Annotated in this window: 24 protein-coding genes and 1 pseudogene; 15 read left to right on the plus strand and 10 right to left on the minus strand. The window is 61.3% G+C overall.

The genetic code is table 11. The features are described from left to right. The coding region (locus tag VJV58_RS08570) for a hypothetical protein (protein WP_324136911.1) at positions 1-189 on the minus strand (189 nt) is incomplete at its 3' end. Positions 190-790: 601 nt separating this feature from the next. On the opposite strand from VJV58_RS08570, the gene VJV58_RS08575 reads away from it, so the two are divergent. Continuing rightward, a complete protein-coding gene (locus VJV58_RS08575; RefSeq protein ID WP_324136912.1) occupies positions 791-1477 on the plus strand; it encodes a glutathione S-transferase family protein in 687 nt (228 codons plus the stop codon). Positions 1478-1620: 143 nt separating this feature from the next. Here the strand turns inward: VJV58_RS08575 and VJV58_RS08580 are convergent, their stop codons facing one another. Continuing rightward, the gene (locus tag VJV58_RS08580; RefSeq protein ID WP_324136913.1) at positions 1621-2049 is read right to left on the minus strand and encodes a nuclear transport factor 2 family protein; all 429 of its coding nucleotides are present in this window, start codon (positions 2047-2049) and stop codon (positions 1621-1623) included. A 91-nt stretch (positions 2050-2140) separates the two neighbouring features. On the opposite strand from VJV58_RS08580, the gene VJV58_RS08585 reads away from it, so the two are divergent. After that, positions 2141-3061, plus strand: a complete 921-nt coding sequence (locus VJV58_RS08585; RefSeq protein ID WP_324136914.1) for a LysR family transcriptional regulator — start codon at positions 2141-2143, stop codon at positions 3059-3061. Between the two features lie 42 nt (positions 3062-3103). Here VJV58_RS08585 and VJV58_RS08590 read toward each other — a convergent pair whose 3' ends face one another. Continuing rightward, the gene (locus VJV58_RS08590; RefSeq protein ID WP_324136915.1) at positions 3104-4264 is read right to left on the minus strand and encodes an A/G-specific adenine glycosylase; all 1161 of its coding nucleotides are present in this window, start codon (positions 4262-4264) and stop codon (positions 3104-3106) included. A 162-nt stretch (positions 4265-4426) separates the two neighbouring features. On the opposite strand from VJV58_RS08590, the gene VJV58_RS08595 reads away from it, so the two are divergent. The 8 genes from VJV58_RS08595 to VJV58_RS08630 all read left to right on the plus strand — a co-directional run bounded on the left by VJV58_RS08595 (position 4427) and on the right by VJV58_RS08630 (position 14224). Further along, positions 4427-4906, plus strand: coding sequence for a DUF721 domain-containing protein (locus VJV58_RS08595; protein ID WP_324136916.1), 480 nt, complete (start codon positions 4427-4429; stop codon positions 4904-4906). Between the two features lie 119 nt (positions 4907-5025). Then, on the plus strand, positions 5026-5682 hold the full coding sequence (locus VJV58_RS08600; RefSeq protein ID WP_324136917.1) for a DsbA family protein: 657 nt from the start codon (positions 5026-5028) through the stop codon (positions 5680-5682). Positions 5683-5895: 213 nt separating this feature from the next. After that, positions 5896-9360 (plus strand): chromosome segregation protein SMC, encoded by a 3465-nt coding sequence (gene smc / locus VJV58_RS08605; protein ID WP_324136918.1) that lies wholly within the window; start codon positions 5896-5898, stop codon positions 9358-9360. A 47-nt stretch (positions 9361-9407) separates the two neighbouring features. After that, on the plus strand, positions 9408-10406 hold the full coding sequence (locus tag VJV58_RS08610) for a small ribosomal subunit Rsm22 family protein (protein ID WP_324136919.1): 999 nt from the start codon (positions 9408-9410) through the stop codon (positions 10404-10406). A 297-nt stretch (positions 10407-10703) separates the two neighbouring features. Beyond that, positions 10704-11264, plus strand: coding sequence for a LemA family protein (locus tag VJV58_RS08615; protein WP_324136920.1), 561 nt, complete (start codon positions 10704-10706; stop codon positions 11262-11264). Positions 11265-11295: 31 nt separating this feature from the next. Continuing rightward, positions 11296-12480 (plus strand): M48 family metallopeptidase, encoded by a 1185-nt coding sequence (locus VJV58_RS08620; RefSeq protein ID WP_324136921.1) that lies wholly within the window; start codon positions 11296-11298, stop codon positions 12478-12480. 263 nt (positions 12481-12743) lie between these two features. Then, positions 12744-13496: a hypothetical protein gene (locus VJV58_RS08625; RefSeq protein ID WP_324136922.1), complete on the plus strand. Its 753-nt coding sequence runs from the start codon at positions 12744-12746 to the stop codon at positions 13494-13496. 59 nt (positions 13497-13555) lie between these two features. Next, positions 13556-14224 (plus strand): hypothetical protein, encoded by a 669-nt coding sequence (locus tag VJV58_RS08630; RefSeq protein WP_324136923.1) that lies wholly within the window; start codon positions 13556-13558, stop codon positions 14222-14224. A 21-nt stretch (positions 14225-14245) separates the two neighbouring features. Here VJV58_RS08630 and VJV58_RS08635 read toward each other — a convergent pair whose 3' ends face one another. The 5 genes and pseudogenes from VJV58_RS08635 to petA form a co-directional block, all read right to left on the minus strand. Then, on the minus strand, positions 14246-14785 hold the full coding sequence (locus VJV58_RS08635; RefSeq protein WP_324136924.1) for an adenine phosphoribosyltransferase: 540 nt from the start codon (positions 14783-14785) through the stop codon (positions 14246-14248). A gap of 89 nt (positions 14786-14874) precedes the next feature. Further along, positions 14875-17034: pseudogene (locus VJV58_RS08640) on the minus strand (anthranilate synthase component I); the annotation flags it as partial. A gap of 628 nt (positions 17035-17662) precedes the next feature. Further along, positions 17663-18337, minus strand: coding sequence for a dienelactone hydrolase family protein (locus VJV58_RS08645; RefSeq protein ID WP_324136925.1), 675 nt, complete (start codon positions 18335-18337; stop codon positions 17663-17665). A 158-nt stretch (positions 18338-18495) separates the two neighbouring features. Then, a complete protein-coding gene (locus tag VJV58_RS08650; RefSeq protein WP_324136926.1) occupies positions 18496-20562 on the minus strand; it encodes a cytochrome c1 in 2067 nt (688 codons plus the stop codon). A 68-nt stretch (positions 20563-20630) separates the two neighbouring features. Next, complete coding sequence (gene petA / locus VJV58_RS08655; RefSeq protein WP_324136927.1) at positions 20631-21161, minus strand: ubiquinol-cytochrome c reductase iron-sulfur subunit; 531 nt, start codon at positions 21159-21161, stop codon at positions 20631-20633. 276 nt (positions 21162-21437) lie between these two features. On the opposite strand from petA, the gene VJV58_RS08660 reads away from it, so the two are divergent. The 5 genes from VJV58_RS08660 to VJV58_RS08680 all read left to right on the plus strand — a co-directional run bounded on the left by VJV58_RS08660 (position 21438) and on the right by VJV58_RS08680 (position 24764). Next, positions 21438-21908 (plus strand): tRNA (cytidine(34)-2'-O)-methyltransferase, encoded by a 471-nt coding sequence (locus VJV58_RS08660; protein WP_324136928.1) that lies wholly within the window; start codon positions 21438-21440, stop codon positions 21906-21908. Continuing rightward, the gene (gene queE, locus VJV58_RS08665) at positions 21905-22537 is read left to right on the plus strand and encodes a 7-carboxy-7-deazaguanine synthase (RefSeq protein ID WP_324136929.1); all 633 of its coding nucleotides are present in this window, start codon (positions 21905-21907) and stop codon (positions 22535-22537) included. The genes VJV58_RS08660 and queE overlap by 4 nt, the downstream gene beginning before the upstream one ends. A 15-nt stretch (positions 22538-22552) precedes the next feature. Beyond that, positions 22553-22918 carry a 6-carboxytetrahydropterin synthase gene (locus VJV58_RS08670; RefSeq protein ID WP_324136930.1) on the plus strand — a complete coding sequence of 122 codons (366 nt, stop codon included), beginning with the start codon at positions 22553-22555 and terminating at the stop codon, positions 22916-22918. A gap of 210 nt (positions 22919-23128) precedes the next feature. Beyond that, positions 23129-24028, plus strand: a complete 900-nt coding sequence (gene hemF, locus VJV58_RS08675) for an oxygen-dependent coproporphyrinogen oxidase (protein ID WP_324136931.1) — start codon at positions 23129-23131, stop codon at positions 24026-24028. 4 nt (positions 24029-24032) lie between these two features. Beyond that, positions 24033-24764, plus strand: a complete 732-nt coding sequence (locus VJV58_RS08680) for an HAD family hydrolase (RefSeq protein WP_324136932.1) — start codon at positions 24033-24035, stop codon at positions 24762-24764. A 7-nt stretch (positions 24765-24771) separates the two neighbouring features. Here VJV58_RS08680 and VJV58_RS08685 read toward each other — a convergent pair whose 3' ends face one another. After that, positions 24772-25539: a sulfite exporter TauE/SafE family protein gene (locus VJV58_RS08685; protein ID WP_324136933.1), complete on the minus strand. Its 768-nt coding sequence runs from the start codon at positions 25537-25539 to the stop codon at positions 24772-24774. Next, complete coding sequence (locus tag VJV58_RS08690) at positions 25536-26777, minus strand: CCA tRNA nucleotidyltransferase (protein ID WP_324136934.1); 1242 nt, start codon at positions 26775-26777, stop codon at positions 25536-25538. Before VJV58_RS08690 ends, VJV58_RS08685 begins: the two co-directional genes overlap by 4 nt. Positions 26778-26791 lie beyond the last annotated feature (14 nt).

A 26791-nucleotide genomic window follows, 5' to 3' on the forward strand; every position in this document is an offset into this window, starting at 1 on the left:
AAACAGCCAGACAACCCACACCTTCGCGATCTCGCCGCGTGATCCGCGCGAGTTTCGTTTGGCCTCAAGCGCACCCGAAACATCAGAGGGCGCAGGGAATGCCGGGCGCTCGATGCGCCCGCAGCCTCGCATGCAAAATAAAAAAGCATACGAGTAAGTCACCACGGTCACGCCGGATACACCCGGCATTCCCCGCGCAATGGTGTTAACGGTTTCCTTCGTGCTCTTCCCGGTGATCGGGCTTTCTTGTCACCGTCGCCTGCGGAAACACTTCCGTAAGCTTCACGCCAGCGTCGAGGCGTCAGAACCCACACGACTTCGCCGTCCGCCTCACGCGCTGTTCGTCCGCAGCACATCAGCGTCCATCGCATCCCACCCCGCGTTCGTGACGTTGCGCAACGCCCCTCGTCTGGAGCAGGACGGCTCGGGTTGTGGATTTGATTTGGGGAAAATGGGAACGGATATATTTTCGCAAGCAGGGCTGGACCGCCGAATTGCCTGATTTGCCTGCCGGGCAGGCGGTACGAGTTATCGACCAGCGCTGAAGGCCGATCGATGGGATGCGATCCGAAATCGCTGCGGGTCGCATCGTTTAGGCCGTACTCCTCATTCCTTTTATGACATCGGAAATCGCGACGAAGCCCCCAATCCGCAACGAACGAAGCGACAGCCCAGGCACGGCACAACCCTTTCACAAACTCTTCGGTTGCGCAGTTTGGAAAATTTGAGCAAGGACACTCATTCGCGGCATGGTCGCCGCGTCGAGATGCGATCTGCAAAGGGAGAAATCATGCTCAAGTTTTACTTTAACGGCGCGCCGAACCCTAACAAGGTGGCGCTGTTTCTGGAGGAATCCGGTCTGCAGTTCGAGCCGGTGCCGGTGGATACACGCAAGGGCGACCAGTTCAAACCGGAATTCCTAAAACTGAATCCGAACGGCAAGGTGCCGGCGATCGACGACAACGGCGTGTTCGTATTCGACAGCAATGCCATCCTGCTTTATCTCGCCGAAAAGACCGGCAAATTCCTGCCGCCCAGTTCGCCCACCAACCGCGCGCAGCTACTGTCGTGGCTGATGTTCATCGCGACCGGCCTCGGCCCATATTCAGGCCAAGCCGTACACTTCAAGCACTTCGCGCCAAAAGACCTGGAATATGCGCACAACCGTTATCAGTTCGAGGCGCATCGTCACTACGGCATCCTCAACGACCATCTCGCCAACAATCGCTACATGACAGCCGATACTTACACGATCGTCGACATGGCGTTCTGGGGCTGGGCGCGCATGGCGCCATTCGTGCTCGGCGATGACGTGTTTACGAAGTATCCCAATGTCAAACGGCTGCTCGACGAAGTCTCCGCGCGGCCGGCGGCGGTGCGCGCCGTTGCGCTAAAGGACAAGTTCACGTTCAAAACCGTAATGGATGAAGATGCGAGGAACATCATGTTCCGCCATCTTAAAACCAAGGCGGCGTGAAACCAGCGCCTGAAAGCAAGGCGGCGAGAGCTCGCCAAGACGGGCGTTCCGGGCACGCGCCGACGCGTGAGCCCGGAATAATTTTTTTAGGAAGCGCCGCTTGGCATTTGCGCCGGCGCACGGCGAAAAGGCAACAATGACGCTCAGACCGGCGCAAGCTTTCGCTGCTCGGGAAATGGCCCGAGCACGCGTTCTACCAACGTTGAATCGCAATACTCCTTGATCTCTTTGATCTTGCCGTTCTCGACCCGGAATACCATGCAATATTGATTGTCGTAGCGCAGGCCGGCCTTGGTGACGTTGTCGCCGCGCGCCTCGACCGCGACATAGTCTGCATCAGCGATGAAGTTGTACCCGACGGTCCGCGGCCGAGCATCGAATAGCGAGCGGAAATGGCCCATTAAGCCATCCAGGATCGCCGCACGTCCCTTGAATTCATGCGACCAAGAATACTGGCCGGTCACGATCCAGCTCGCGTCCTCCGCGAGATTGTCCCGGAATGTTGTGCCACTGCGTGTCGCGGCGTCCGCGTAGACTTGTTGCACCAGCTTTTTGTTCTCTGCTGCGCTCATGGGAAGCATCTCCGATTGATTGGGTCTCCCAGCATGGCATGCAAAGGCGTCATTCTTCCAATCGATAGTGAATATGATATATATTCACTCCATGAATTTGAATTCGATTGACCTCAATCTGCTGGTGGCGCTCGATGCGCTGCTGCTGGAAGCCAATGTGAGCCGCGCCGCCATGCGGATCGGCCTCTCGCAACCAGCCACCAGCCACGCCCTCCAGAGGCTCCGCGAAATGCTGCGTGACCCCCTTCTGGTTCGCGTCGGCGCGCGCATGGAATTGACTCCGCGGGCGCAGGGACTGCGCGGTCCGTTGGCTCAGGCGCTCGATCAGCTGCGCGGCCTTTTTTCTCCTGACGTTTTTGACGCGCTGAGAAGCGAACGACATTTCAGGCTGATGATGCCCGATCTCGCTGTCGAGCTGCTGATGCCGCCGTTGATGGAGAAGGTTGCCAGGCTGGCGCCAAACGTCCGGGTTGATGTGGTGCCCTGGCGGGGCCCGGCGATCTTCACCGCCGAATTCGCGCGCACCATCGATCTGGTGGTTTCAATCGGGGATGCATTCAAGGGATTTCATCGCCAGCTCCTTTACACCGACCGCGACGCGCTCGCGGTGCGGCGGGGTCACCCGGTCGGGACCAAATTGAAGGACCGCGCCGACTTCCTCAAGGCGCGGCATGTTGCTGTCATCATCCGCGGCCAGAGCGAGGATCTGATTGATACTTGGCTTCATGCAAGGAGGATCGAGCGGCGCATCGCCCTGGTCGTACCGGGATATATCGAGGCGCTGCACGTCGCCGCGCGCACCGATCTCGTCGCCTTCGTGCCGCGCCGGCTGATCGGCGCGCTGTCTAAGCAATTGTCGCTGGTAGCCGTCAGTCCGCCACTCGACCCCGGCGTGGACCAGCAGTTCATGTTTTACCCGACCCGCGCCCAGATGGACCCCGGCTCGATCTGGCTGCGAAACCTGATGCTGCAAACCGGTCGGGCTTTGGAACGGCCCAAGACGGCCGGTTGACCGACGTGCGCGTCTTTCGCGGTGCCGGGCGTCACAAACCTACTAGCCGAGCCCATGCGCGATGACCTTGCGCATCAGGTTCGGCAACGCTTCATCGGCGAGCGTTGAAATCGGCGCCCAGCGCATTCCCCGAGGCGCTCGTGCGCCAGCAGAAACCCTTGCGGTGTAAACCACAAGCTCGAGCGGAAAGTGCGTGAAGACGTGCGTCACGACACCGGTTTTGCGGCGCCAGCGTGCGACACCGTTCAGCTCGGGCGCCTGCTGCAAGGCTGACGTATCATCCTGAGCGGCAAGCCAGGAGGAGTTTGGTACCTCGACCATGCCGCCGAGCAGGCCCTTTGGTGCTCGGGTCCGGACCAGCATTTCGTTGCCGCGCGTGACCACAAAGGCCGCACCTCGGCGCAGCTCCCCGGCTTTCTTCGGCGTCTTGCGCGGGAACGTCTCTTGATTACCGCGCGCCCGGCTCACGCAATCATCGTTTAGCGGGCACAGTGCGCAGGCCGGTTTCCTTGGGGTACAGATCGAGGCTCCCAAATCCATCAGCGCCTGCGCGCTATCCCCGGCGCGTGAGTTCACGTGGCCCGCGCGAGACTTCTCATCGCCCGCGCGAGGCCTCTCGTCGCCAACCTGCTCCTCTTCCAATAGCGTGGTGGCGAACTGGCGAATAAGCGGCTTGGATTGTGGCAGCGGTTGTTCGACCGCGAACAGGCGCGAGATCACGCGCTCGATATTGCCGTCAACGGGCATTGTGCGGCGGCCGAACGCGATCGCTGCAATGGCGGCGGCGGTGTAGGGACCGACGCCGGGCAGCGACCGCAAACCTTCTTCCGTGTTCGGAAATACGCTGCCATGCTCTCGAACCACCGCGACCGCGCAGGCGTGGAGATTGCGCGCTCGCGAGTAATAGCCGAGCCCCGCCCACATCCGCAGCACGTCATCAAGTGAGGCACTGGCCAGGGAAGCGACATCGGGCCAACGCGCGACGAATTTTTCGAAATACGGACCGACCGTCTTGACGCCGGTCTGCTGCAGCATGATTTCCGATAGCCACACGCGGTATGGTTCGGCGGAGTGGCCCGGCAGCGGACGCCACGGCAAACGGCGGCGATGGCGATCATACCAGTCGAGCAGCAGCGCGGGCCGGCTTGATGTCTCATCCGCAACGTCGTGTCGCGTTGGCTTGGCGTTCACCGAGGGGTTCATGAAACCAGTCTAATGGCCGGACGCTTCTCTCTCCATGGCATCCCGGCGCCTAGCGCGGGCATCCACGCCTTTCTTCGGCCAGGCAAAGACGCGGCCCTGTCGGCCCAAGTCCGAAGGTGATGATCTAACGGTCGCTCAAACCGCAGCATGATATAAGACCCCATGCCCAAACCCCGCTCAATCTCGGCCAAGCCGCTTTCTGTCCTGCTCAGCGACGTGTTTTCGGATGCCTACGCCAAGCAAGGCTTCGCCGCGCGGGAGCTGGTGACGCGGTGGTCGGAAATTGCAGGCCCGGAAGTCGCCGCCCATTCCGAGCCGATGAAAATTCAGTGGCCCCGGCCAGTGGAAGGGCAGCCACAAGAACCGGCGACGCTGGTGCTGCGGGTCGAAGGTCCGATGGCGCTGGAAATCCAGCACACCTCGGACGTGATCCTTGAGCGGGTCAACCGGTTTTTCGGCTGGAGCGCGGTCGGACGGCTGGCGCTACGGCAGGCGCCGCTCTCTCGGCGAAATCGCCCCGCGGCCTCTGCCGGTCCGGACCCAAAGGCGGTCGCGGAAGTCGCGGAGACGCTGTCTTCGGTCGAGGACGAGCAATTGCGGTCGGCCTTGGCGCGACTTGGGGCATCAATCAAGCGAAATTGAGCCAGCGGCACGATCGGGGAACAGCGGCCTGCCATTGCTACATTTGCTATTTCCAGCTAGCGAACACACCTGTTCGTTAGGTCTTTTGGGCGTGCACGCGCCAATCCGGGAGTAAACCGTTGATCCTCACGCGCCGCGCCTTCAACACCGCCCTGTCACTGACAGGGCTTGCTGCTCTTGCCGGTCTGTCGCCGCTGCGGTTCATCACCGAGGCCTTGGGCCAGAGCGCATCCGATGTCGCCAAGCCGGTATCCCTGCCCGACATGGCGCTCGGTCCGGCTAACGCACCAGTCACGATCACGGAATTCGCGTCGATGACCTGCCCGCACTGCGCAGCATTCAACGAAAACGTGTTTCCGAAGATAAAGTCGACATATATCGACACCGGCAAAATTCGTTACGTGTTCCGCGAATTCCCGCTCGACATCAAAGCCGCGGCCGGCTCGATGCTGGCGCGCTGCATCGCCCAAGGCGATGCCGCCAAATTTTTCGCCGTCATCGATATGCTGTTCAAACAGCAGAACGATTGGGTGACCAAGAACACCACCGAGACCCTGACCAGAATCGGCAAACAGGCCGGCCTCAGCCAGAAGGGGGTGGAGGACTGCCTCAAGGACCAGGCCTTGCTCGACAAGATCGCCGCCGACCAGAAATATGCCAGCGAAGTGCTGAAGGTCGACTCGACGCCGACGTTTTTCATCAATGGCGAGAAGATAAAGGGCGAGACCTCGTTTGCGGAATTCGACAAGAAGATCAAATCGCTGCTGAAGAGCTGATTTTCACTCCGGCAGGTGCTGACTTTCGGCACCCCTTAAGCCCCGCAAAAGTCTTGGGAAAAGCCGCTGGCCGCGGTTGCCCTTGCGGCTCGGTTCTGACCATTGTCCCGGCCATGAGAGCCGCGAAAAGCCACTCGCCCACACACTAATATTGCCATCTATGGTATTGTCCCGGCAGGGAGATTCGCGCCCCGCCAACAGAGAATCGTGTCAATGAAACTCACCCGCCTGCGCCTGCACGGTTTCAAGTCGTTCGTTGAACCCACTGACTTTGTGATCGAACCGGGCCTTACCGGGGTTGTTGGCCCGAACGGCTGCGGCAAATCGAACCTGGTCGAGGCGCTGCGCTGGGCGATGGGCGAGACCTCGCACAAATCGCTGCGCGCCGCCGACATGGACGCGGTCATCTTCGCGGGTTCAGGGAACCGCCCGTCGCGAAATCACGCCGAAGTGGTGATGACGATCGACAATTCCGATCGCTCGGCCCCGGCGGCCGTCAACGATCAGGAGATCCTTGAAATCTCCCGCCGCATCGAGCGCGAGTCAGGCTCGGTCTATCGCATTAACGGCCGGGACGTCCGCGCCCGGGACGTGCAGATCCTGTTCGCCGATGCCGCGACGGGCGCGCGGTCACCCGCGTTGGTCCATCAGGGCAAGATCGGCGAGATCATTCAGGCAAAGCCGGAACAGCGGCGCCGCGTTCTGGAAGACGCCGCCGGTGTTGCCGGACTTCATGCCCGCCGACACGAGGCCGAATTGCGCCTCAAGGCCGCCGAAACCAATTTAACCCGAGTCGAGGACGTGATCGGGCAGTTGGCGGGACAAATGGACGGCCTGAAAAAGCAGGCGCGTCAGGCGATCCGGTATCGTGAGGTCGCCGCCAAGGTCCGCAAAGCCGAGGCGCTGCTCTTTCACCTGCGCTGGTGCGAAGCCAATACGGGGGTGTCCGAAACCGCAACTACCCACGACGTTAGTGTGCGCCAGATGGCGGAACGCACCCGCGAACAGGCTGAGGCCGCCCGTGTCCAGGCAGTGCGCGCCTCCGAGCTTCCGGCCTTGCGCGAGGCCGAGGCCCGCGCCGCGGCGGGCTTGCAGCGGCTCACCAATGCGCGCGAAATGCTCGATCGGGAGGAAGAGCGCGCCAGGGAACGCGTGGCCGAGCTCGATCGCCGTCTCGAGCAGTTTTCGGCCGATATCGCGCGCGAACAGCAGCAGAACTCCGATGCCGAGGTGGCGCTTCAACGGCTCGACGCCGAGGACACCGAGCTAAAAGAAGAGATCAGGACGCGCGTCGAAACCCGCAGTGGCGTCGATGAACGCGTTGCGGAAGCCGAAGCGACGCTCTCCGCCGCTGAAGGATTATTTGCCGAACTGACCACTGCCCTCGCCGACCTCACCGCCAAGCGCAATCAGCTTGAGGGCAATGTGCGCACGCACCGCGAGCGGCTGGAGCGGCTAGACCAGGAAGTCGCCACGGTCGATCGCGAAGAGCATAATCTGACGCAGGAAACCAGCGGGCTGGGAGACCTTGCATCGCTGGCTGCCGCCATGAACACAGCGCAGCACGCTTTGGCGCACTCCGAAGCCGCGGCCCAGGCCAGGGAAGCGGGGCACGTTGCTGCGCGCGAGAAGCTCGAAGCCGCCCGCGTGCCGCTTGCCGAAACAGAGAAACGGGTGCAGCGGCTCGAGACCGAGGCGCGCACCATCTCGAAGCTCGTCAACCGCGAGACCAAGAATCTATGGCCGCCGATTATTGACGGCATCAGCGTCGGCAAGGGCTATGAGAAGGCGCTCGGTGCCGCGCTCGGCGACGATCTCGACGCGCCGGTCGACCCTTCAGCGCCGATGCGCTGGACCAATGCCGGGGTGACCGAGGGAGACCCGTCGCTGCCGGAGGGCATCGAATCACTCGCAGCCCATGTCGATGCGCCGATCGAGTTGGCGCGGCGACTGGGACAGATCGGCGTTGTCGCGCGCGAGCGCGGCGCGGAGTTGGTCTCAAAGTTGAAGACGGGCCAGCGGCTGGTGTCGTTGGAAGGCGACGTCTGGCGCTGGGACGGGTTTGTCGCGGCCGCGCACGCCCCGACCGGAGCAGCGCGACGGCTGGCCGAGCGGGCGCGCCTAGTCCAGATTGAAGGCGAGCTTGAGCAGGCCCGGCTCGATGCGGCCGCCAAGCGCAATGCCCTCGAGGCGGCGGAGGCCGAGTTGCAGGCCGCTTCAGCCGCCGAAACCGCCGCACGCGAGGCGTTGCGCGCCGCGCGGCGCGATGCCGATACCGCCCGCGAAAGTCACGCCGCGACCGAACGCGAGATCAATCGTCATGCTGCGCGCAGGTCGGCGTTGGCAGAGGCACGCAGCCGGCTGAATGCCGATCGTGCGGAGGCACAGAGCGCGTGTGAAGCTGCCGCGGCGGCATTGACTGAATTGCCGCCGAGCCTCGACGCCGAATCGAGACTCGCTGCGGTTCGACTCGACATCGACGGCCATCGCCAGCTCGCGGCGCAGGTGCGCGGCGAAGCCCAGGCGCTGGCGCGCGAGGCGGAACTGGCCGACCGCCGGCTGCAGGCAATCACAGCCGAGCGCAACGAATGGCAAAGCCGCCGGCAAAGCGCCGTTTCTCAGATCGAAACCATCGAAGCCCGCATTACCGAGGTCAAAGCCGAGCGCGCCGAGCTGGACAACGCGCCGGCGTTGTTTGCGGAAAAGCGCCGGGCCCTGATTGATCAAATCGAAATGGCCGAAAACAATCGCCGCGTCGCGGCGGATGCGCTTGCCGCCGCTGAAAATGTCATGGCGGAGACCGACCGCGCCGCCAAGATTTCGCTGGAAGCCCTGTCCGCCGCGCGCGAGGCCTGCGCTCGCGCTGAAGAGCGCATGGATAGCGCCAAACGCCGCCTCGCCGACATCGAGCGCGAAATCCACGACATGCTGGAAGTCGCACCGCAAGCCGTGGCCGGGCTTGCGGAACTTGAACCGGGCGCGGAATTGCCGCCGCTCGCCGAGATCGAGGAGAACCTCGAAAAGCTGCGTCGCGACCGCGAACGATTGGGCGCAGTCAATCTTCGCGCGGAGGAAGAGCTGCGCGAGGTCGAAGCCCAGCACACCTCTCTCACCACCGAGCGCGACGATCTGGTGGAAGCCATCAAGCGCTTGCGTCAGGGCATCCAAAGCCTCAACCGCGAGGCCCGCGAGCGTCTGTTGACGTCGTTCGAAACCGTCAACGGTCATTTCAAAAGGCTGTTCGTCGAGCTGTTCGGCGGCGGCGAGGCCGCTTTGCATCTGATCGAAAGCGACGATCCACTTGAGGCCGGACTTGAGATCATTGCCAAGCCGCCAGGCAAGAAGCCGCAGACCCTATCGCTGTTGTCAGGCGGAGAGCAGGCGCTGACCGCACTGGCGCTGATTTTCGCGGTGTTCCTCACCAATCCATCGCCGATTTGCGTGCTGGACGAAGTCGACGCCCCGCTCGACGACCACAATGTGGAGCGGTTCTGCACGTTGCTTCACGAGATGACGGCGACCACCGAGACGCGCTTTATCATCATCACCCACAATCCGATCACGATGGCGCGGATGAATCGCCTGTTCGGCGTCACCATGGCCGAACGGGGCGTCTCGCAACTGGTATCGGTCGACCTCGAGGACGCGGTAAAGATCCTCGATCAGAACGTCGCCTAGCAAAAACTTTCCCTTTCCCTCTCCTCAACGGAGCGGGAAGAACCGATATGACCGCTCCGGATCTTCCGATCGAACTCAAGGCCGCGCTCGAAGCCAGACTCGAGGGCCTGTCGCGCGCTGAGACCGCCTCCCGGGCCGCGCTGATCTCAAGCACCTACCGCAATGGCGGCGGCTCCGTCGCGATCCGGTCTGAGCGCGACGCGCTCGCTTATGCGCTGGCGCGCATGCCCGCGACCTATGCTGCGGTGATTGCAAGCCTGAATGCGCTGCGTGAAATTACGCCGCAGTTCGCTCCGACCAGTTTGCTCGATGTCGGCGCCGGACCCGGCACGGCAACTTGGGCTGCGGCGGAGGCGTTTCCATCCTTGCAGCGATTTACGTTGATCGACTCCAACAGCGCGCTGCGCGCGCTGGCGCTCGATCTGATCGGTAATAGCACGCGCTTTCGCGAGCTCGAATATCGGCATGGCGAAGCCGGCGCGGCTCTAGCTGGTGCAGAGCCGAGCGATCTCGTGGTGGCAAGCTATGTGATCGCCGAAATCAGCGAGGCCGAACGAACCGCGCTGGCTGAGGCGCTCTGGGCCCAAACCCGCAATACCCTACTGATCGTGGAGCCCGGCACGCCCGCCGGCTACGCGCGGATCATTGATGTGCGGGCCCAATTGATTGCAGCCGGCGCTCACGTCGCAGCCCCTTGCCCGCACGACCGCAAGTGCCCGCTGACCGCTCCTGACTGGTGCCATTTCACGCAACGCCTGCCGCGTTCACGCGCTCATAAACAGGTCAAGGCAGCAGAGCGCCCCTTCGAGGATGAGAAGTTCATTTACCTGGCGCTGACGCGCGAGCCGGCAACGGTTCACCCGGCGCGCGTGCTTCGGCAGCCGGAGTTCACCAAGGTAGAAGTGACCGCCAAGCTCTGCACGGCCGAAGGTCTTGCCATTGCAAAAGTGCCTCGCCGTGCCAAGGCCGAGTATGCCCGCGCGAGACACTGGCGATGGGGCGACGCGCTGACGTCGTCGGAAGATAAGCCAGCCGTTAAGCTGTAGGCGTGGATGCCCGGCGCAACCGCCAAACTCGTCAAATGCCATAGCGATCCGCCTCGGTGGTCCCCATATCGGGGCCGCTGACGCGAGCCAAGGTTTCATCTAGTGGAGTATATTCGCTACTCACCTGGCCGCGAGCGCACGAAGCGAATGTCAAATCCAAAACTCCACTACGAAGTTTGTATTTGCTAGTGGTCCTTGATTCTAACATTCGCAAAGACGCTCGCTGAAACGCGATGCGAATGTTAGAATCAGACCACTAGGCTGTGCCGCGGTCGTTCTCATCAGGAGCTACTGATCATGTCATCAGGATGGATCATTGTTGGCATTCTCGTCATTCTCGTTCTCTTCGCCTTCGCTGCATACAACCGGCTGGTTACGCTCAATCAGCGCGTAGGACAGGCCTTTGCCGATATCGACGTCCAACTGAAGCAACGTCATGACCTGATCCCGAACCTGGTCGAGACCGTAAAGGGCTACGCGGCGCATGAGCGCGGCACGCTAGACGAGGTGGTAAAAGCGCGCAATGCCGCGATATCCGCGCAGGGACCCGGACAGGTCGCAGCCGCCGAAAACCAGTTGACCGGCGCGCTTGGCAGGCTGATCGCGTTGTCGGAGGCTTATCCCGACCTCAAGGCCAACGCCAACTTCCAGCAACTGGCGAGCGAATTGGCCGACCTGGAAAACAAGATCGCCGCCAGCCGTCGCTTCTTCAACAACGCGGTCCAGGAATACAACACCGGTATCCAGCAGATGCCGACCGCTTTGTTCGCCGGCATGCTCGGCTTTACCCGCAAGGATTTCTTTGATCTCGGCGCCAGCAGGACCGAAGTCGAAACGGCGCCGCAGGTGAAGTTCTGATTTGAAAGTCGACCCGGCGGGGTAGCGCATCATGGCCGCTTATGGTCTTTACACGCATATCGCATCGAACAAATTTCGTTCGGTTCTCCTGCTCGCCGGACTTTTCCTTCTGGTCTACGTCATGGTCTATGCCGGCGCCCTGATCGCGCAAGTCGTGATCGACGCCGGCGAATCCACTAACGACTACCTGGTGGCAGCGGCGCGCGACCTGATCGCGGCGTTTCCATATGCGACCGGGGCGGCGTTGCTGTGGATCGCGATCGCCTATTTTTTCCATCAATCGATCGTCGATGCCGTCACCGGCGGCGAAGACGTTACGCGGCAGCAGCAGCCCCGGTTGTATAACCTGCTCGAAAACCTCTGTATCTCGCGCGGCATCCCGATGCCGAAACTGAAGGTGATGGAAAGTGAAGCGCTCAACGCATTCGCAACCGGGCTCAATCGGCGGCAATATGCCGTCACCGTGACATCAGGGTTGTTGAAATACCTCAACGATCAGGAGATCGAGGCGGTCCTGGGCCACGAGCTCACCCACATCCGCAACGGCGACGTGCAGATGATGGTGATCGCGGTGATCATTGCTGGCGTGGTGGGCTTCTTCGCCGAACTTTTCTTCCGGAGCTTTTTCAACTTTAACTGGCGATTTGGCGGCGGGTCGTGGTCCTCCTCTTCGCCGTCGTCTTCTTCGGACAACGACCGGAAAGGTTCGGGCGGCGGTGCGGTCATCGTCATGATCGTCGCAATCGCGCTGATTGCGCTGGCCTGGCTATTGTCGCAACTGGTCCGGCTGGCGCTATCACGCTCGCGCGAACTGCTCGCCGATGCCGGATCGGTTGAACTGACCAAAGACCCCGATGCCATGATCTCGGCTCTGCGCAAGATCGAAAACCGTGGCGAGCTACCTGGCGCGACCTCGGCCGTGATGGAATTGTGCGTCGACAACCCGCGCGAGGGTTTTGCGGACCTGTTTGCGACTCACCCTTCGGTCGACGCCCGGGTACGCGCCTTGGTCAAATACGCAGGCGGGCACGATCCAGGCCCGTTGCCGTTGCCCTATGATAGCGGCGAGCAGCAGGAGCCCACGTCCGACACGGCGGACGGGCACATCCAAGGACCGTGGGGCCCCTGGAGCGACGCTAGAAGCGCTAAAGGCAGCTCGCAAAATGACGTAGCCCGGCCGTGGGGTGATTCCGAGGGCCCGTGGGGTCCTCACTAGCGGATGCGGCAAGACAATCAGCGTTTTGCCCGCATTCCCACGAAATCGGCGGAGTTGACGCTCACAGCCGTCTAATGATTTGAATTCCGCGATCTTTCTGGCATGTTCGCCCCGGGACAGGGTGCCGAGCCGCAAGCCGGGAACGAGCGCTGTCAGGGGGATTCGACGGCATGATCCGTAAAGGATACCGATTGCTCCAGAACAAACCGATCGGCTTGTTCTAGCATCGTGCTTCAGACAAAAATGGGCGGGTAAGGAAGTTCATGGCCAAGCCAGTTGTGATCGTGGTGGGCGCCGACAAGGGCGGGGTCGGCAAGACCACCGTCTCGCGGACGCTGCTTGACTATTTCAGCGCCAATAATGTGCCGACCCGAGCCTTCGATACGGAATTCCCGCGTGGCACGTTAAAGCGGTTTCATCCCGCGCTGACCGAGATCGTCGATATTACGACGACGCCGGACCAAATGAAGATTTTCGATACGCTCAACGCAGCAAGCCCTTCGGTCACCGTGATCGACGTGCGCGCGGGCCTGCTGTCGCCCTCGCTCGTCGCATTGCGCGATATCGGCTTCCTTGACGCGGCCAAATCCGGGCAAATCACCTTTGCCGTGTTCCATATACTCGGACCGTCGATCGCGTCACTGGACGAAATCGCCGAGACCGCGAACTTCATGCAAGGTGCGAAATATTTCCTGGTGAAGAACTTCATCAACAACACAAGCTTCTTCGAATGGGACCAGGCGACGTACAATTCCTATTTTCATCGGATCAAGGATGCGACCGAACTCACGATCCCGAAGCTCAACGAGATGGCCTATGAGCAAGTCGAAGTCGCCTCGGTTCCGTTCCTGAAATTCGTCGCCAACAAAGGCGCAACCGATGAGGCGGCAAACTATTCGTTCGTGCTGCGCGGCTACGTCCGCCACTGGCTGAGCAATGTCTGGACCGAGTTCGACCGCATCAAGCTGACTGATCTGGTCGGCACCAAGCCAGTCGGGCGAAGCGGCGAAAAATAGTTGCATAATCCAATTTAATTGGCTGGATTAGGCGCTCATTTCGCCTGATAGAACGCGTGATGCCCACCACGCCCGTCTTCATCGTTTGCTCGCCCCGGCCGCTGGTCGGGAAGACGCTGGTGGCGCGACAACTAAGCGAGTTCCTGCTGCTGAAAAACGGTGACGTGACCGCGTTCGACATCAATCTGAAAGAACCCTCACTTCTCGATTATCTGCCCCGGATCACCGAGACCGCCGAAATCGCCGATACGTTCGGCAAGATAGCGCTGATGGATCGCGTGATCCTCAACGACGGCGTGGCGAAGGTCATCGACCTCGGCTTCCACGCGTTCGACGAGTTCTTCCAGATGGTGGAGGAGATCGGATTTGTGAAGGAGGCGGCGCGGCGTAGCGTCTCGCCGGTCGTCATCTTCCTCGGCGATAACGATCGGGTTTCGACGCAGGCTCATGCCAGGCTGAAGGAGCAGATTCCGCCAACGGCCCTGGTCGTGGTGGATAATGAATACGTCGTTCGCGGCGAGTTGGCCGAACGAATGACTCAGGGCCGGCTGCTGCGCATTGCCGCCTTGCCCATGTTCCTGAAGACCTACGTCGACCGGCTGACCTTCTCGTTTACCGACTATCTGCGCAATGAAAAGGATTCATCGACCGAGCTTCACCAGTGGATCCGGACCAACTTCGTCAGCTTTCGCGAGCTCGAGCTCAGTTTGATCTTGCAGGGCTCGTAACGCCTCCTCACTCAATGCGTCTCAATGGCCGTCGAATGTCATCAGCGTTCGGACAGGCACGTCCATCGCCCGCAATTTTGCAGCGCCTCCGAGATCCGGCAAATCGATAATGAAGCAGGCGGCGACCACATTAGCTCCGATCTGGCGCAGCAGCTTGATCGCGCCCTCGGCGGTGCCGCCGGTGGCGATCAGGTCATCGACCAAAATCACGCGCTCGCCGGGGTGAATGGCGTCGGCGTGCATTTCCATTTCATCGAGACCGTATTCCAGCGAGTAGGCGATGCGGACGGTAGTATGCGGGAGCTTGCCGCGTTTCCGGATCGGCACGAAACCAGCCGAGGCTTGATGCGCCACCGCGCCACCCAGAATGAACCCACGCGCCTCGATCCCGGCAACTTTATCGATCTTGCTGCCCGCCCAGGGGTGGACCAACTCGTCCACCGCGCGGCGGAACGCGCGGGCGTCACCCAGCAGCGTTGTGATATCCCGAAAAAGTATCCCGGGTTTCGGGTAGTCCGGAATGGTGCGGACCGAGGCCTTCAAATCATGATCAAAGGTCATTGGTGCTCATTTCATTTTGCGCGGCTAGCCGGGCGAGCAGCGGTCGGGTCACCTTCGTCGTGGTCAGTCCTTGAAACTGCCTGTTCTGCATTTGCGGGCACTCCCAGCCGGAACGCGTTCTCCACAATTCGCAACCCGACCTCACCGCCGAGCGACATCAGCGACTCCGGGTGAAACTGCACCCCCGCGACGGGCAGGCTCTTGTGTTCGATTGCCATCGCCACGCCATCTTCGGTACTCGCGGTGACCGCGAGCACGTTGGGCATGCTGTCACCCTCGACGTAAAGCGAATGGTAGCGGCCGATCACGATTTCATCGGGAAGGTTTTGCATCAGCCGCCCTCCCCTGATCCGAACTGGCGATGGCCGGCCATGCGCCGGGTGTCCGAGTTGGCCGAGTTTGCCGCCGAAATATTCTCCAATCGCCTGCACGCCGAGACAGACACCGAATACCGGCAGGTTCTTGCGGATCGCAGCATCGATGGTTTTTGACATGCCGAAGTCCTTCGGGCGGCCGGGACCTGGCGACAATACCAGCAGATCCCAGTCCTTTTTCAGCATTTCCAGCGCATGCACGTGTCTCACCACCGTCACGTCGGCTCCGACCTGCCGGAAATAATCCGCCAGCATGTGGACGAAGCTGTCATCGTGATCGATGAGCAGCACCTGCTTGCCGGAGCCTGTCGCATCCGGTGCAAACGTCGAAAGGGGCTTCGGCGGATCGCCGCGCAGCGCCTGAAACAATGCCGCCGCCTTGACCTGGCATTCGCGATCCTCGGCGGCGGGATCGGAATCGAACAGGCATGTGGCGCCGACACGCACTTCTGCGAGGCCGTCCTTCATCCGGATCGTACGGATCGTCAGCCCGGTGTTGATGCTGCCGTCGAAATTCACGGCCCCAATCGCCCCGGCATACCACCGCCGGGACGAACGCTCGTGGTCCTCGACGAACTGCATCGCCCATAACTTCGGCGCTCCGGTCACCGTCACCGCCCAGGCGTGGGTGAGAAACGCATCGAGCGAATCGAAACCCGGCCGCAGCATGCCCTCGACATGGTCGACGGTGTGAAACAGTTTCGAATAGGTCTCAATCTGCCGACGAGCGAGAACTTTGATCGTTCCGGGAACGCAGACGCGCGCCTTGTCGTTGCGATCGACGTCAGTGCACATGTTGAGTTCGAACTCGTCCTTTTGGGAATTGAGCAATTGACGAATCTGCTCGGCATCGCCGATCGCGTCCACCCCGCGTGCGATAGTGCCGGAAATCGGGCAGGTCTCTACCCTTCTGCCGTCGGAGCGAACGAACATCTCCGGTGATGCCGATACCAGGAACTCACCCTCGCCGAGGTTCATTAGCGCGCCATAGGGGGATGGATTGATCCGGCACAGCCGCTGGAACACTTCCGCCGGCGAACGCTCACAGGGCTCGGCAAACAATTGTCCGGGCACCGCCTCGAACAGATCGCCGCGCGCGAATGCTGCCCGTGCGGTCTCGACCGTGGCTTGATATTCACCGGGCGCGTGATCGGAAAATCCCTGCCGAGGCGTTCTGGCGTAGACGCTTTCCGCAGTCTGACGCGGCAAACCCTCACACGATTTCCCGTTCCAGGCAAAGTCGTAGCTCAAGATGACGCCGCGTCCCGTCGCGCGATCATAGGCCAATAGTCGATCCGGCACGTACAGCACCATGTCGCGCTGATCGCTCTCGCGCTCGCGCTTTTGCGCGAGATCCTCGATCTGGAACACCAGGTCATAGGCGAAGGCGCCAAACAAGCCGAGCAACGGGTCTTCATTGGAGCCGAACGCCGCCACTAGATCGCGCACCAGCGACATCACGCTGGCACGGCGGGTGCGCTGGTCTTCGTCCACCGGCGCCGGGCCGCGCACGATATGGCCTGCGAGCTGGCGCGCGTTCTTTTCCGTGATCACCACGCAAGGCGACCACAAGGCTTGTTCGAGAAACGCGATCAGCACTTCACCGCGCGCGTTCAGCGCGTCGAGCCAGAACTGGGATGCCTTGGTTTGCAGTCGCAAAGGCGGATCGGAAAAGCCGAGATCGAAGCTCTCATAACGGCCGGGCACCGTAGTACCAGATGAAAGCACGACGCCGGGCCGTTGATCGAGCAGCTCAATCAAGTCGTCGAGCCTGCTGGCGCCGCCCGAGAACTGCTCCACCAGCCGCGTCACGGAAAGCCCGCCGCTGGTTCGATATTCGCTGCGGGCCGGCAGTGAAAAAACTGTCCTGTTCATGTGATCCTCTTACGAAACTTGCCGAGGCAACGCCACACAGGACAAACGAAAAGGCCGTCGCACTGCGATGACGGCCTCTGACGATCGGGGAAAAAACAAAATCGCACCGGCCACCTCTTTAGGAGGTGCGCCACCACAGGGCTTTGCGGACGACGGTGCTCATGGGCGGATAAACACCATGGCGAGGCCGAGCCGTCAAGCAGGTATCGCCGTGATGCGACTGATGATCTGGCCCTGCCGGACTTATGTTTTGGTATTGAAAGACGACGAATTTCGCAGGATTCAGCCACGATACGGGAGGCGCGCAATGGCTGTTGCAGGGGGCTGCGGGAACATGAGCGGGTGTGGCTCACGTCTGCCGCACGAAATGCCGGATGCGCGCGGCAGCTTCCCGTTTGGGCTGGTCATGAACGGAAATTACAAGCTGGCTTCGGGAACTTGCCTCTCGTAGGACAGCGAGGTTACGTCGCCGACCAACGCCTGAAATCTTCAGCGAAGATCATGCCCGACGATTTTCAAAGTAAACCTAGCCGCTGGGCATGATACGCGACGAGCTAGCGCTGCAGCGTATGACCTGATCGCTTGAGCTCGTTTTGCAGAGCCGCCGGACGCGAGCTGGCCCGTATCATCATCCCAAATGCTTTTTGAAGAAGTCGATCGCCCTGTCCCAGGCGAGCTCAGCGGCCTTGCGGTCGTGCACAGATTGACGCTGTTCGTTGACGAATGCATGTTCCGCATCGTACCGAAACAGCTCGAGCGACTTGCCGGCAGCCTTCATCGCTTTTTCGAAATTGCCGACCAACTCCGGCGTGCACCAATCGTCCTTGGTGGCAAAATGCGCCTGCAGCGGGATCTTCACATCGGCAGGCTTTGCCGCCTGCTCCGGTGGAATGCCGTAAAAGACCACGCCGGCCGCGAGCTCCGGAATTTTGGTTGCGCCAATAATGGTGACGGCGCCGCCGAGGCAGAAGCCGGTCAGCCCCACCTTGGCGCCGTTCTTGGCGAGATACTGCGCCGCACCGCGCACGGTCTGCGTCGTGGCATCCATGAAGTCGAGCGAGTTCATCTCTTTACCCGCGGCATCAGTGTCGTGATACGGCACGATCTTGCCGTTATAGAGATCGGGCGCGAGCGCATCGAATCCGGCCAGCGCGAAGCGGTCGCATAAGCCCTTGATCTGCTCCGAAAGCCCCCACCATTCCTGGATCACAACCACGCCCGGTGCATTGCCGCGCTCGGCGTTGGCGAGATACCCGCTGGCGTCCTTGCCGTCAGGACGCTTGAAGGAAATGCTGGTGCCCATGGTTGCCTCCATGACATTTTTGGGTTGAGCCGGTTGAGCGCATTTTGTCCGTCCTGCGCCCACAACGCAATCGCCGGATGCACCAACCCTGCGACAACAAAAAAGCCCCCGCGGGGGCTCTTTCAAAATTCAGATGAGGAGGTCAGTGCGTGAGGAGATCAGTGCGCGCTCGCCCAGACCTTCCGTTTGGTGAACCACAGCAACCCCGTCATGATGATCAGGAACACGAACACCTGCAGACCCAACCGCTTGCGCGCCTCCAAGTGAGGTTCTGCGGCCCACATCAGGAAGGTGGCAACGTCGTGGGCATATTGCGGCACCGTGGCCGGCGAGCCGTCATCGAACGTGACCTGACCGTCGCTGAGCGGCTTCGGCATCTTGATCGCATGACCAGGGAAATACTTATTGTAGTACGAGCCGGGCGGGATGGTGATCCCGGCCGGCGGCTTGTCCTCAAACCCCTGCAGTAGGGCATCGATGTAGTTCGGGCCCTGCTCCTGGAATTGGGTGAAGAAGTCGAACACGAATCTCGGGAAGCCGCGCTCGTAAGAACGTGCCTTGGCGACGAGCGAGAGGTCCGGCGGCGCGGCGCCACCATTGGCCGCGCGCGCGGCCTGTTCGTTGGGGAATGGCGAGGGGAAGTAATCCGCCGGACGTCCCGGGCGATCGAACATTTCACCCTGGTCGTTCGGGCCGTCCTTGATCTTGTATTCGGCCGCAAACGCCGCCGCCTGCGCCGGCGTGTAACCCGGACCTCCGGGATCGGCGAGATTGCGGAACGCAATATACGACAGCGAGTGGCAGGCGGAGCAGACTTCCTTGTAAACCTTCAAACCGCGCTGCAACGCTCCGCGATCATATTTTCCAAAAGGGCCCGCGAACGACCATGTTTGCGATGGCGGCGTTTCCTCCGCAGCGCGGGCGTTCTGCGCAGTTCCGACGAACAGAGCGCTCGCCACCGCGAGCGCGATCACCGTGGATACCATCGGCGCGGCCTTGCTTCCGGTTTTTGCCAGCACGTCATCGGCGATCGAATTCGGGATCGGCCGCGGCGTTTCGATCCGGCTCAACACCGGCAGCAGGATCAGGAAGTATGCGAAATAGCAGAAGGTCAGGATACGGCCGACGATCACATAAATGCCTTCCGGCGGCTGGGCGCCGAGATAGCCGAGCAGCACGCACACGATCACGAACATCCAGAAGAACTGTTTCGCCAGCGGACGATATTTGGATGATTTGGTTCTCGCCGTATCCAGCCATGGCAGGAACGCCAGCACGAGAATTGCTGAGAACATCGCGGTCACGCCCGCGAGCTTGTTCGGAATGCTGCGCAGGATTGCGTAGAACGGCAGGTAATACCATTCCGGTACGATATGCGGCGGCGTCACGCCGGGATTGGCTGGAATGTAGTTGTCGGCATCCCCTAGATAGTTCGGCATGTAGAAGATGAACCATGCGAAGAACAGCATGAAACAGGAAACGCCGAACATGTCCTTGATCGTGGCGTAAGGCGTGAACGGCACGGTGTCTTTTTCGCTCTTGGGCTCGACACCTGCCGGATTGTTCTGCCCGGCGACATGCAGCGCCCAGACGTGCAGCACCACCACCCCGGCAATCACGAACGGCAGCAAGTAGTGCAGCGAGAAGAAGCGGGTCAGCGTCGGGTTGCCGACGGAGTAGCCGCCCCATAGCAGCGTCACAATGCTCTCACCGAAATACGGAATGGCGGAGAACAGATTGGTGATCACGGTGGCGCCCCAGAAGCTCATCTGTCCCCAGGGCAGGACGTAACCCATGAAGCCCGTCGCCATCATCAGCAGATAGATAATGACGCCGAGGATCCAGAGGATTTCACGGGGCTCCTTGTATGACCCGTAATAAAGACCGCGGAACATGTGGACGTAGACGGCGAAGAAGAACATCGAGGCGCCGGCAGCGTGCATGTTGCGCAGCAGCCATCCGAAATTCACGTCCCGTACAATGCTCTCGACCGACCTGAATGCCATGTCGGCATTCGGCGTATAGTGCATCGCCAGCACGACACCGGTCACGATTTGCAGCCCCAGCATCATCGAAAGGATGGCGCCGAACGTCCACCAGTAGTTCAGGTTGCGCGGCGTCGGATAAGCCACGAACGAGGAGTGCATGAGACCCATAATCGGCAGACGCCGTTCAATCCATTTCAGGGTTGGACTGGTCGGCTGGTAGTCTGATGGTCCGCTCATGATGCGATCCTGAGGAAGGAAGTAAGGCGACGCGACAGGCGTGAGGCAGTCGGAATCAGATCCGAGCCTCAGCCAATCTGGATTTTGTTATCGGAAACGAACTGATAGGGAGGCACCGCCAGATTGGCGGGCGCGGGTCCTTGGCGAATACGACCGGAGGAGTCGTATTGCGAGCCATGGCAGGGACAGAAGAAGCCGTCGTAATTGCCCTCATGGGCGATCGGAATGCAGCCGAGATGGGTGCAAATGCCGATCACGACCAGCCACTGGTCATGGCCTTCCTTGACGCGGGCCTGATCGGTCTGCGGATCGGGAAGACTTGAAACGGCAACACTGCGCGCTTCATCGATCTGCTTTTTGGTGCGGTGGCTGATATAAATCGGCTTGCCGCGCCAGAACACTTTGATGTCCTGTCCTTCGGCAATAGGCGTGAGGTCGACTTCGATCGGCGCGCCGGCAGCGATCGTCGAGGCGTCCGGGTTCATTTGGGAAACAAACGGCCAGAGCGTGGCAATTCCACCGACCGCGGCGGCAGCCCCCGTTGCTACAAAGAGGAAATCACGGCGTGATGGATGATCCGCCGAAGACGCTGTCGTCACGATTCCAAACCCTTTCTCAGCTGCAGCCGGTGGAACCGCCCCAGGACAACGCCTATACGACCAGGGGAGGCTGCCGGCGCCCGCGCCTACGCGGCGGCAGAAAGACCGCTTTTTCTCGCCAATCCGGCGAAACAAGCCGTCCAGAATCGTTCTATTGGCACCCTTGCCGGAAGAGCGCAAGCCCGCTATCGGCTGGTCACCGTGCAATGCACTAAATCCGCACAGCGCGATGATTCATTAAAATAATTCATCAAGGACCGGGACGACCCTGACGCGATGCAGCTAGCGCTTTTCCAGCCCGACATTCCACAGAACACGGGGACGATTCTCCGGCTCTGCGCCTGCCTCGATGTGACCGCTCACATTATCGAGCCCGCGGGTTTTCCCGTTTCCGATCGACACTTCCGTCGCGCCGGGATGGACTATCTCGACCAGGTGACCATCATGCGTCACGACTCCTGGCCGGAATTCGAACGATGGCGCAACAACGGCGGTTATCGGCTGATCCTGTTCACGACCAAAGGGACGAGTTCCTATCTGGATTACCGCTATGGCCGGGCAGATATACTGCTATTCGGGCGCGAGTCCGCCGGCGTACCTGACGAGGTCGCGAGCGCCGCCGATGCGCGGCTGGTGATCCCGATCATGCCGAACCTTCGCTCGCTGAATGTCGCGATGGCGGCGGCGATGGCATTGGGTGAAGCATCGCGCCAACTCGGTTCCAAGACCAAGGAGGCTGCGTCTTGAGCTATGCGGTCAAGGAAATATTTCTGACCTTGCAGGGCGAAGGCGCGCATGCCGGCCGGGCGGCGGTGTTTTGCCGGTTCTCCGGCTGTAATTTGTGGAGTGGCCGTGAGCAGGATCGCGCCTCCGCGACCTGTCAATTCTGCGATACCGATTTTGTCGGAACCGATGGCACGCTGGGCGGCCGCTATGATTCAGCCGACGCGCTGGCGGATACCATCGCCGGACAGTGGACCGGGGCGGCCGGAAACCGCTACACGGTATTGACGGGAGGCGAGCCGTTGCTGCAGGTGGACGCGCCGCTCGTGCAGGCGTTGCATGCGCGCGGGTTCGAGATTGGTGTCGAGACCAACGGAACGATCGATCCACCCGAAGGCATGGACTGGATTTGCGTAAGCCCGAAAGCCGGTGCCGAGCTGGTGGTGCGGCGGGGCAATGAGCTGAAGCTGGTTTACCCGCAAGCCGACGCCGCACCGGAGGCGTTTGTCGATCTCGCCTTTGAGCGCTTCTCCCTTCAGCCGATGGACGGGCCGGACGTGGTCGAGAACACCGCGCGCGCCATCGAATATTGTCTGCGCCATCCGCAATGGCGGCTGAGCCTGCAGACCCATAAGACCCTTGGCATCAGGTAGAAACGAGCTCTCAAGATGTGGGAATTGACGAAATCGTTCCGGTTCGAGGCAGCCCATGCGCTGATGGGAACGACGCTCGGTGCCGCAAGCGAAGAGATCCACGGCCATTCATTCCGCGCGGAGGTCACGTTGCGCGGCACGCCCGATCCAGCGACCGGCATGGTGCTGGATCTCGGGGTGCTCCAGCGCAGCATCGAAGATGTCCAGAAAATGCTCGATCACAAGCTTCTCAACAAAGTCGAGGCGCTCGGGCCACCGACGCTTGAGAACCTTTCACGGTTCGTATGGGAGCGGGTCCAGCACGCGGGCCCGATCGCACGCGTCAGCATTCATCGCGACAGCTGCAATGAAAGCTGCACCTATTACGGCCCGCAGGGCTAGTGGAGCGGACTTGACGTTCGCTACCCAGGCCGCGATTTCCTTATGCGAACGTCAAATCCAAAGCTCCACTAGCGTCAATAGTTTGCTAGTGGTCCTTTGATTCTAACGTTCGCAAAGGTGGCTCCGCAGATAGGAAGCGAATGCTAGAATCGGACCACTAGTGTTCTCCACGAATCATAAAGCCTGGTGCAGGCGCGAGACATCGAGCGGATGGCAACGCAAATGGATATGGCCGTGATCGAAGATCGCAAGGTCCGCGCGCGCTCTTGGTTCGAGCGTTTGCGCGACGACATCTGCACGGCGTTCGAGAAACTCGAACAGGATGCGCCCCCCTCGCTCTACCCCGGCCACTCGGCACGGTTCGAGCGCACCGCCTGGGACCGCACCGACCACACCGGCCAACCCGGCGGCGGCGGCATGATGTCGGTGATGCGCGGACGGCTGTTCGAGAAAGTCGGCGTGCATTGCTCGACCGTGCACGGTGAATTCGGCCCCGAGTTCCGCGCGCAGATTCCCGGCGCCGAGGAGGATCCTGCCTTCTGGGCTTCCGGCATTTCGCTGATCGCGCACATGCGCAATCCGAACATACCGGCGGTGCATATGAACACGCGGTTTGTCGTCACCAGCAAGGCTTGGTTCGGCGGCGGCGCGGATCTGACCCCGGTGCTGGAGCGTCGACGGTCACAGGATGATCCCGACTCGGTTGCGTTCCATGCGGCGATGCAAGCCGCCTGCGATGCGCATGCGGAAGTCGCGAGCTACCCGAAATACAAGAAATGGTGCGACGACTATTTCTATCTGCCCCACCGCAAGGAGGCGCGCGGAATTGGCGGAATTTTTTACGACTGGCACGATTCGGGCAACTGGGACCGTGATCTTGCGTTTACCCAGGACGTTGGCCGCGCCTTTCTGGGCATCTATCCCGAACTGGTCAGGCGCAATCTCGATGCGCCGTGGACCGCGGCCGACCGGGAAGAGCAACTGATCCGGCGCGGACGTTACGTCGAATTCAACCTGCTGTACGACCGCGGCACCATCTTCGGACTGAAGACTGGCGGCAACGTGGACGCAATCCTGTCGTCGATGCCGCCGGAAGTGAAATGGCCCTGAACCGATGACGCCACTGCCGCCCGCGATATTGATCGACCTCGATGACACCATTCTGTCGGCCTATGGCCGGCCTGACATCGCCTGGAACGCCGTCGCGACAGAATTCGCCGTCGATCTTGCGCCGCTTTCTCCCGAGCAGGTCGCTGTCGCGATCGTGGATTCGGGACGCAAATTCTGGGCGACGGCGGAGCCGGCGTGGCGGCTGAAACTAGCCGACGCGCGCCATGAAGTGGTCAGGGCGGGATTTTCGGCGCTCGCTGCCGCCGGTCATACGGCCCCGTCCCTGGAAATCGCAAGCAGGTTGGCCGACCGCTACACCGCCTACCGTGAAGAAGAGATGTTCGTCTTTCCGGGCGCGCACGATGCGATCGATGCGCTGAAAGCGTACGGCGTGAAACTCGCACTGGTGACGAATGGCGCGGCCGGTATCCAGCGCGCCAAGGTCGAGCGCTTTGCACTGACACACCGTTTCGACCACATCCAGATCGAGGGTGAGCACGGGTTCGGCAAACCGGACGACCGTGCTTATCATCACGCGATGCAGGCGTTGGGCGTGACCGCGCCCGAGACCTGGATGGTCGGAGATAATCTGGAATGGGAGGTCGAGGTGCCGCAGCGGCTCGGCATCTACGCCATCTGGATGGACGTTCATGGCGAGGGCCTGCCCCAAGGAACACGCGTCAAACCCGATCGCATCATCCGTTCACTGGCCGAGTTGCTACCTGGCAATGGCTAGGCGCTGTTCACACTAGCTGCCGAAGCGCCGTCGAGATCATCATCACGCCGCCTGCGATCACGGCGACATCGAGAATCGCGGTATGGATGTGTACCGGCATTCGCTCGACAAACGCTTTCGCTAAGAAGGCGCCGGGCAGCGCGATCGCGCCGATCAGGAGTGCAAAGGCAAAAACCTGCGCGGTGAGGACGCCGGCGAGCCCGAACACGGAAATCTTGATGATGCTGGTCGCGACCGAAATCATGGCATCGGTTGCAATCACCGCCGCGCCGTCCAGTCCCGCCGCCATCAGCAGCGACAGCAAGATCACGCCCGAGCCTGATGTGCCGCCAACCACGACACCATAACCAGCCGCGCCGAGCGTAAGGCCCGCATCGCCGATTTTGATATCGCGGCGTCTGGCCATTCGACGCAGCGGCACGCTCAATATCAGCATAGCGCCGATCACGAGCGCCGCGCCGGCGTTGCTCAGTCTTGTATAGCCGTAAGCGCCGGCAGCGGTCGTAATGGCCGCGGCCAGAATGACGATCATCGCGCGCCGCCGGTCAGCATAGCCGAGATAGGCGGCGGTGCGGCTAAGGTTTGTGAAGATGGCCGAGATGGCGATGATCGGCACCACCGGTTCGGCGCCGATCAGCGGCACCAGTACCAGCGGCATCAACGCGCCGGTGCCATAACCGGCCAAGCCGCCGAGCACTGAGGCGAACAGCGCAACGAGTCCTACCAGCGAGAGTTGAGCGAGCGAGACATCAGCAAACCCGGAAAGAATGCTCACTGCTTGTGATCGCGGCTGAAACGGGTAACAGTCTGATCAGCGATTGCGCTCAGCGCCGTTTCGTCCAGCGGAAAATCCGCTGCGAGCCAGGCGTCCTCGGCCAGTGCCAATATTTGTCCGAGCGTCGGACCCTCGGCGATTCCGCGTGCAATGAAATCCGCCGCCTTGAGTGGGAATTTCGGCGCTCGCCAGCGTTCCGGCAAAGCGGCAAGCTCGCGCCAATGCGGGGAATTGGCAGCATCCCCCGATCGCGCCCAGGCCAACATCAGCCGATCCCGATAGCGATCCTCGCCCAGCCGATAGAGCCGACGACGCGCCTTTGCCTCATCCATCCCGGCGAGCCGCCACCAGCGATGGCCCATGGAATCGAGCGCCTTGGCTTCGGCGTTGCTGAGGCGCAGCCGGATCGACACGCGCCTTGCATCTTCCGTGACTGCTACCGCCAGTGCTCCCAACCGCCGAATGCCGTCCGGCTCCAATCCGAGCGAGCGCTCGGCCGAGACCATCGTTGCAAGCGGCCCGATATAGGTGATGCCGCCGAAAATCGGCAACAGCAGACCGGCGTCAGCCATCGCCGTAGTGGCGGCGACCGCGCCTTCGGCGACCATCAGCTTCAGCATTTCCATGCGCACGCGTTCGGCGGAAAGCTGCGCCAGGCCTGCGCGCGCACGGATGCAGGCGCGATATCCGGCGCGATCGGGCTCGCCCGCGCCGAACGCGGCGTGAATCCGGAAAAACCGCAGGATACGCAGATAATCCTCGGCGATGCGCCGGTCGGGATCACCGATGAAGCGGACACGTTTGGCACCGATGTCCTCAAGTCCGCCGACATGATCGTGCACCACGCCAGCGGCGTCGACCGACATGCCGTTTATCGTAAAATCGCGCCGCTCCGCATCGGCAATCCAGTCGCGGCCGAACGCCACCTTGGCCTTGCGACCGAAAGTTTCGGTATCCTCACGCAGCGTAGTGATCTCAAACGGGTGCGCATCGACGATCAGCGTCACGGTGCCATGATCGATTCCGGTTGGAACGCTCTTGATCCCCGCCGCTTTCGCCCGGCGGATCACTTCCGCCGGCAACGCAGTGGTTGCGATGTCGACGTCGCCGATCGGAATCTTTAATAGCGCATTGCGCACCGCGCCACCGACCACGCGCGCTTCCTCGCCGTTGCCATTCAAAATCCCAAGCACACGGGCGGTGGCACCGGATCTGAGCCAGGGCGCGTCTTCGAGCACGCGCGCAGTGCTCA

The sequence above is a fragment of the Bradyrhizobium sp. genome (assembly GCF_035273305.1).
Taxonomy (GTDB): Bacteria; Pseudomonadota; Alphaproteobacteria; order Rhizobiales; family Xanthobacteraceae; genus Bradyrhizobium.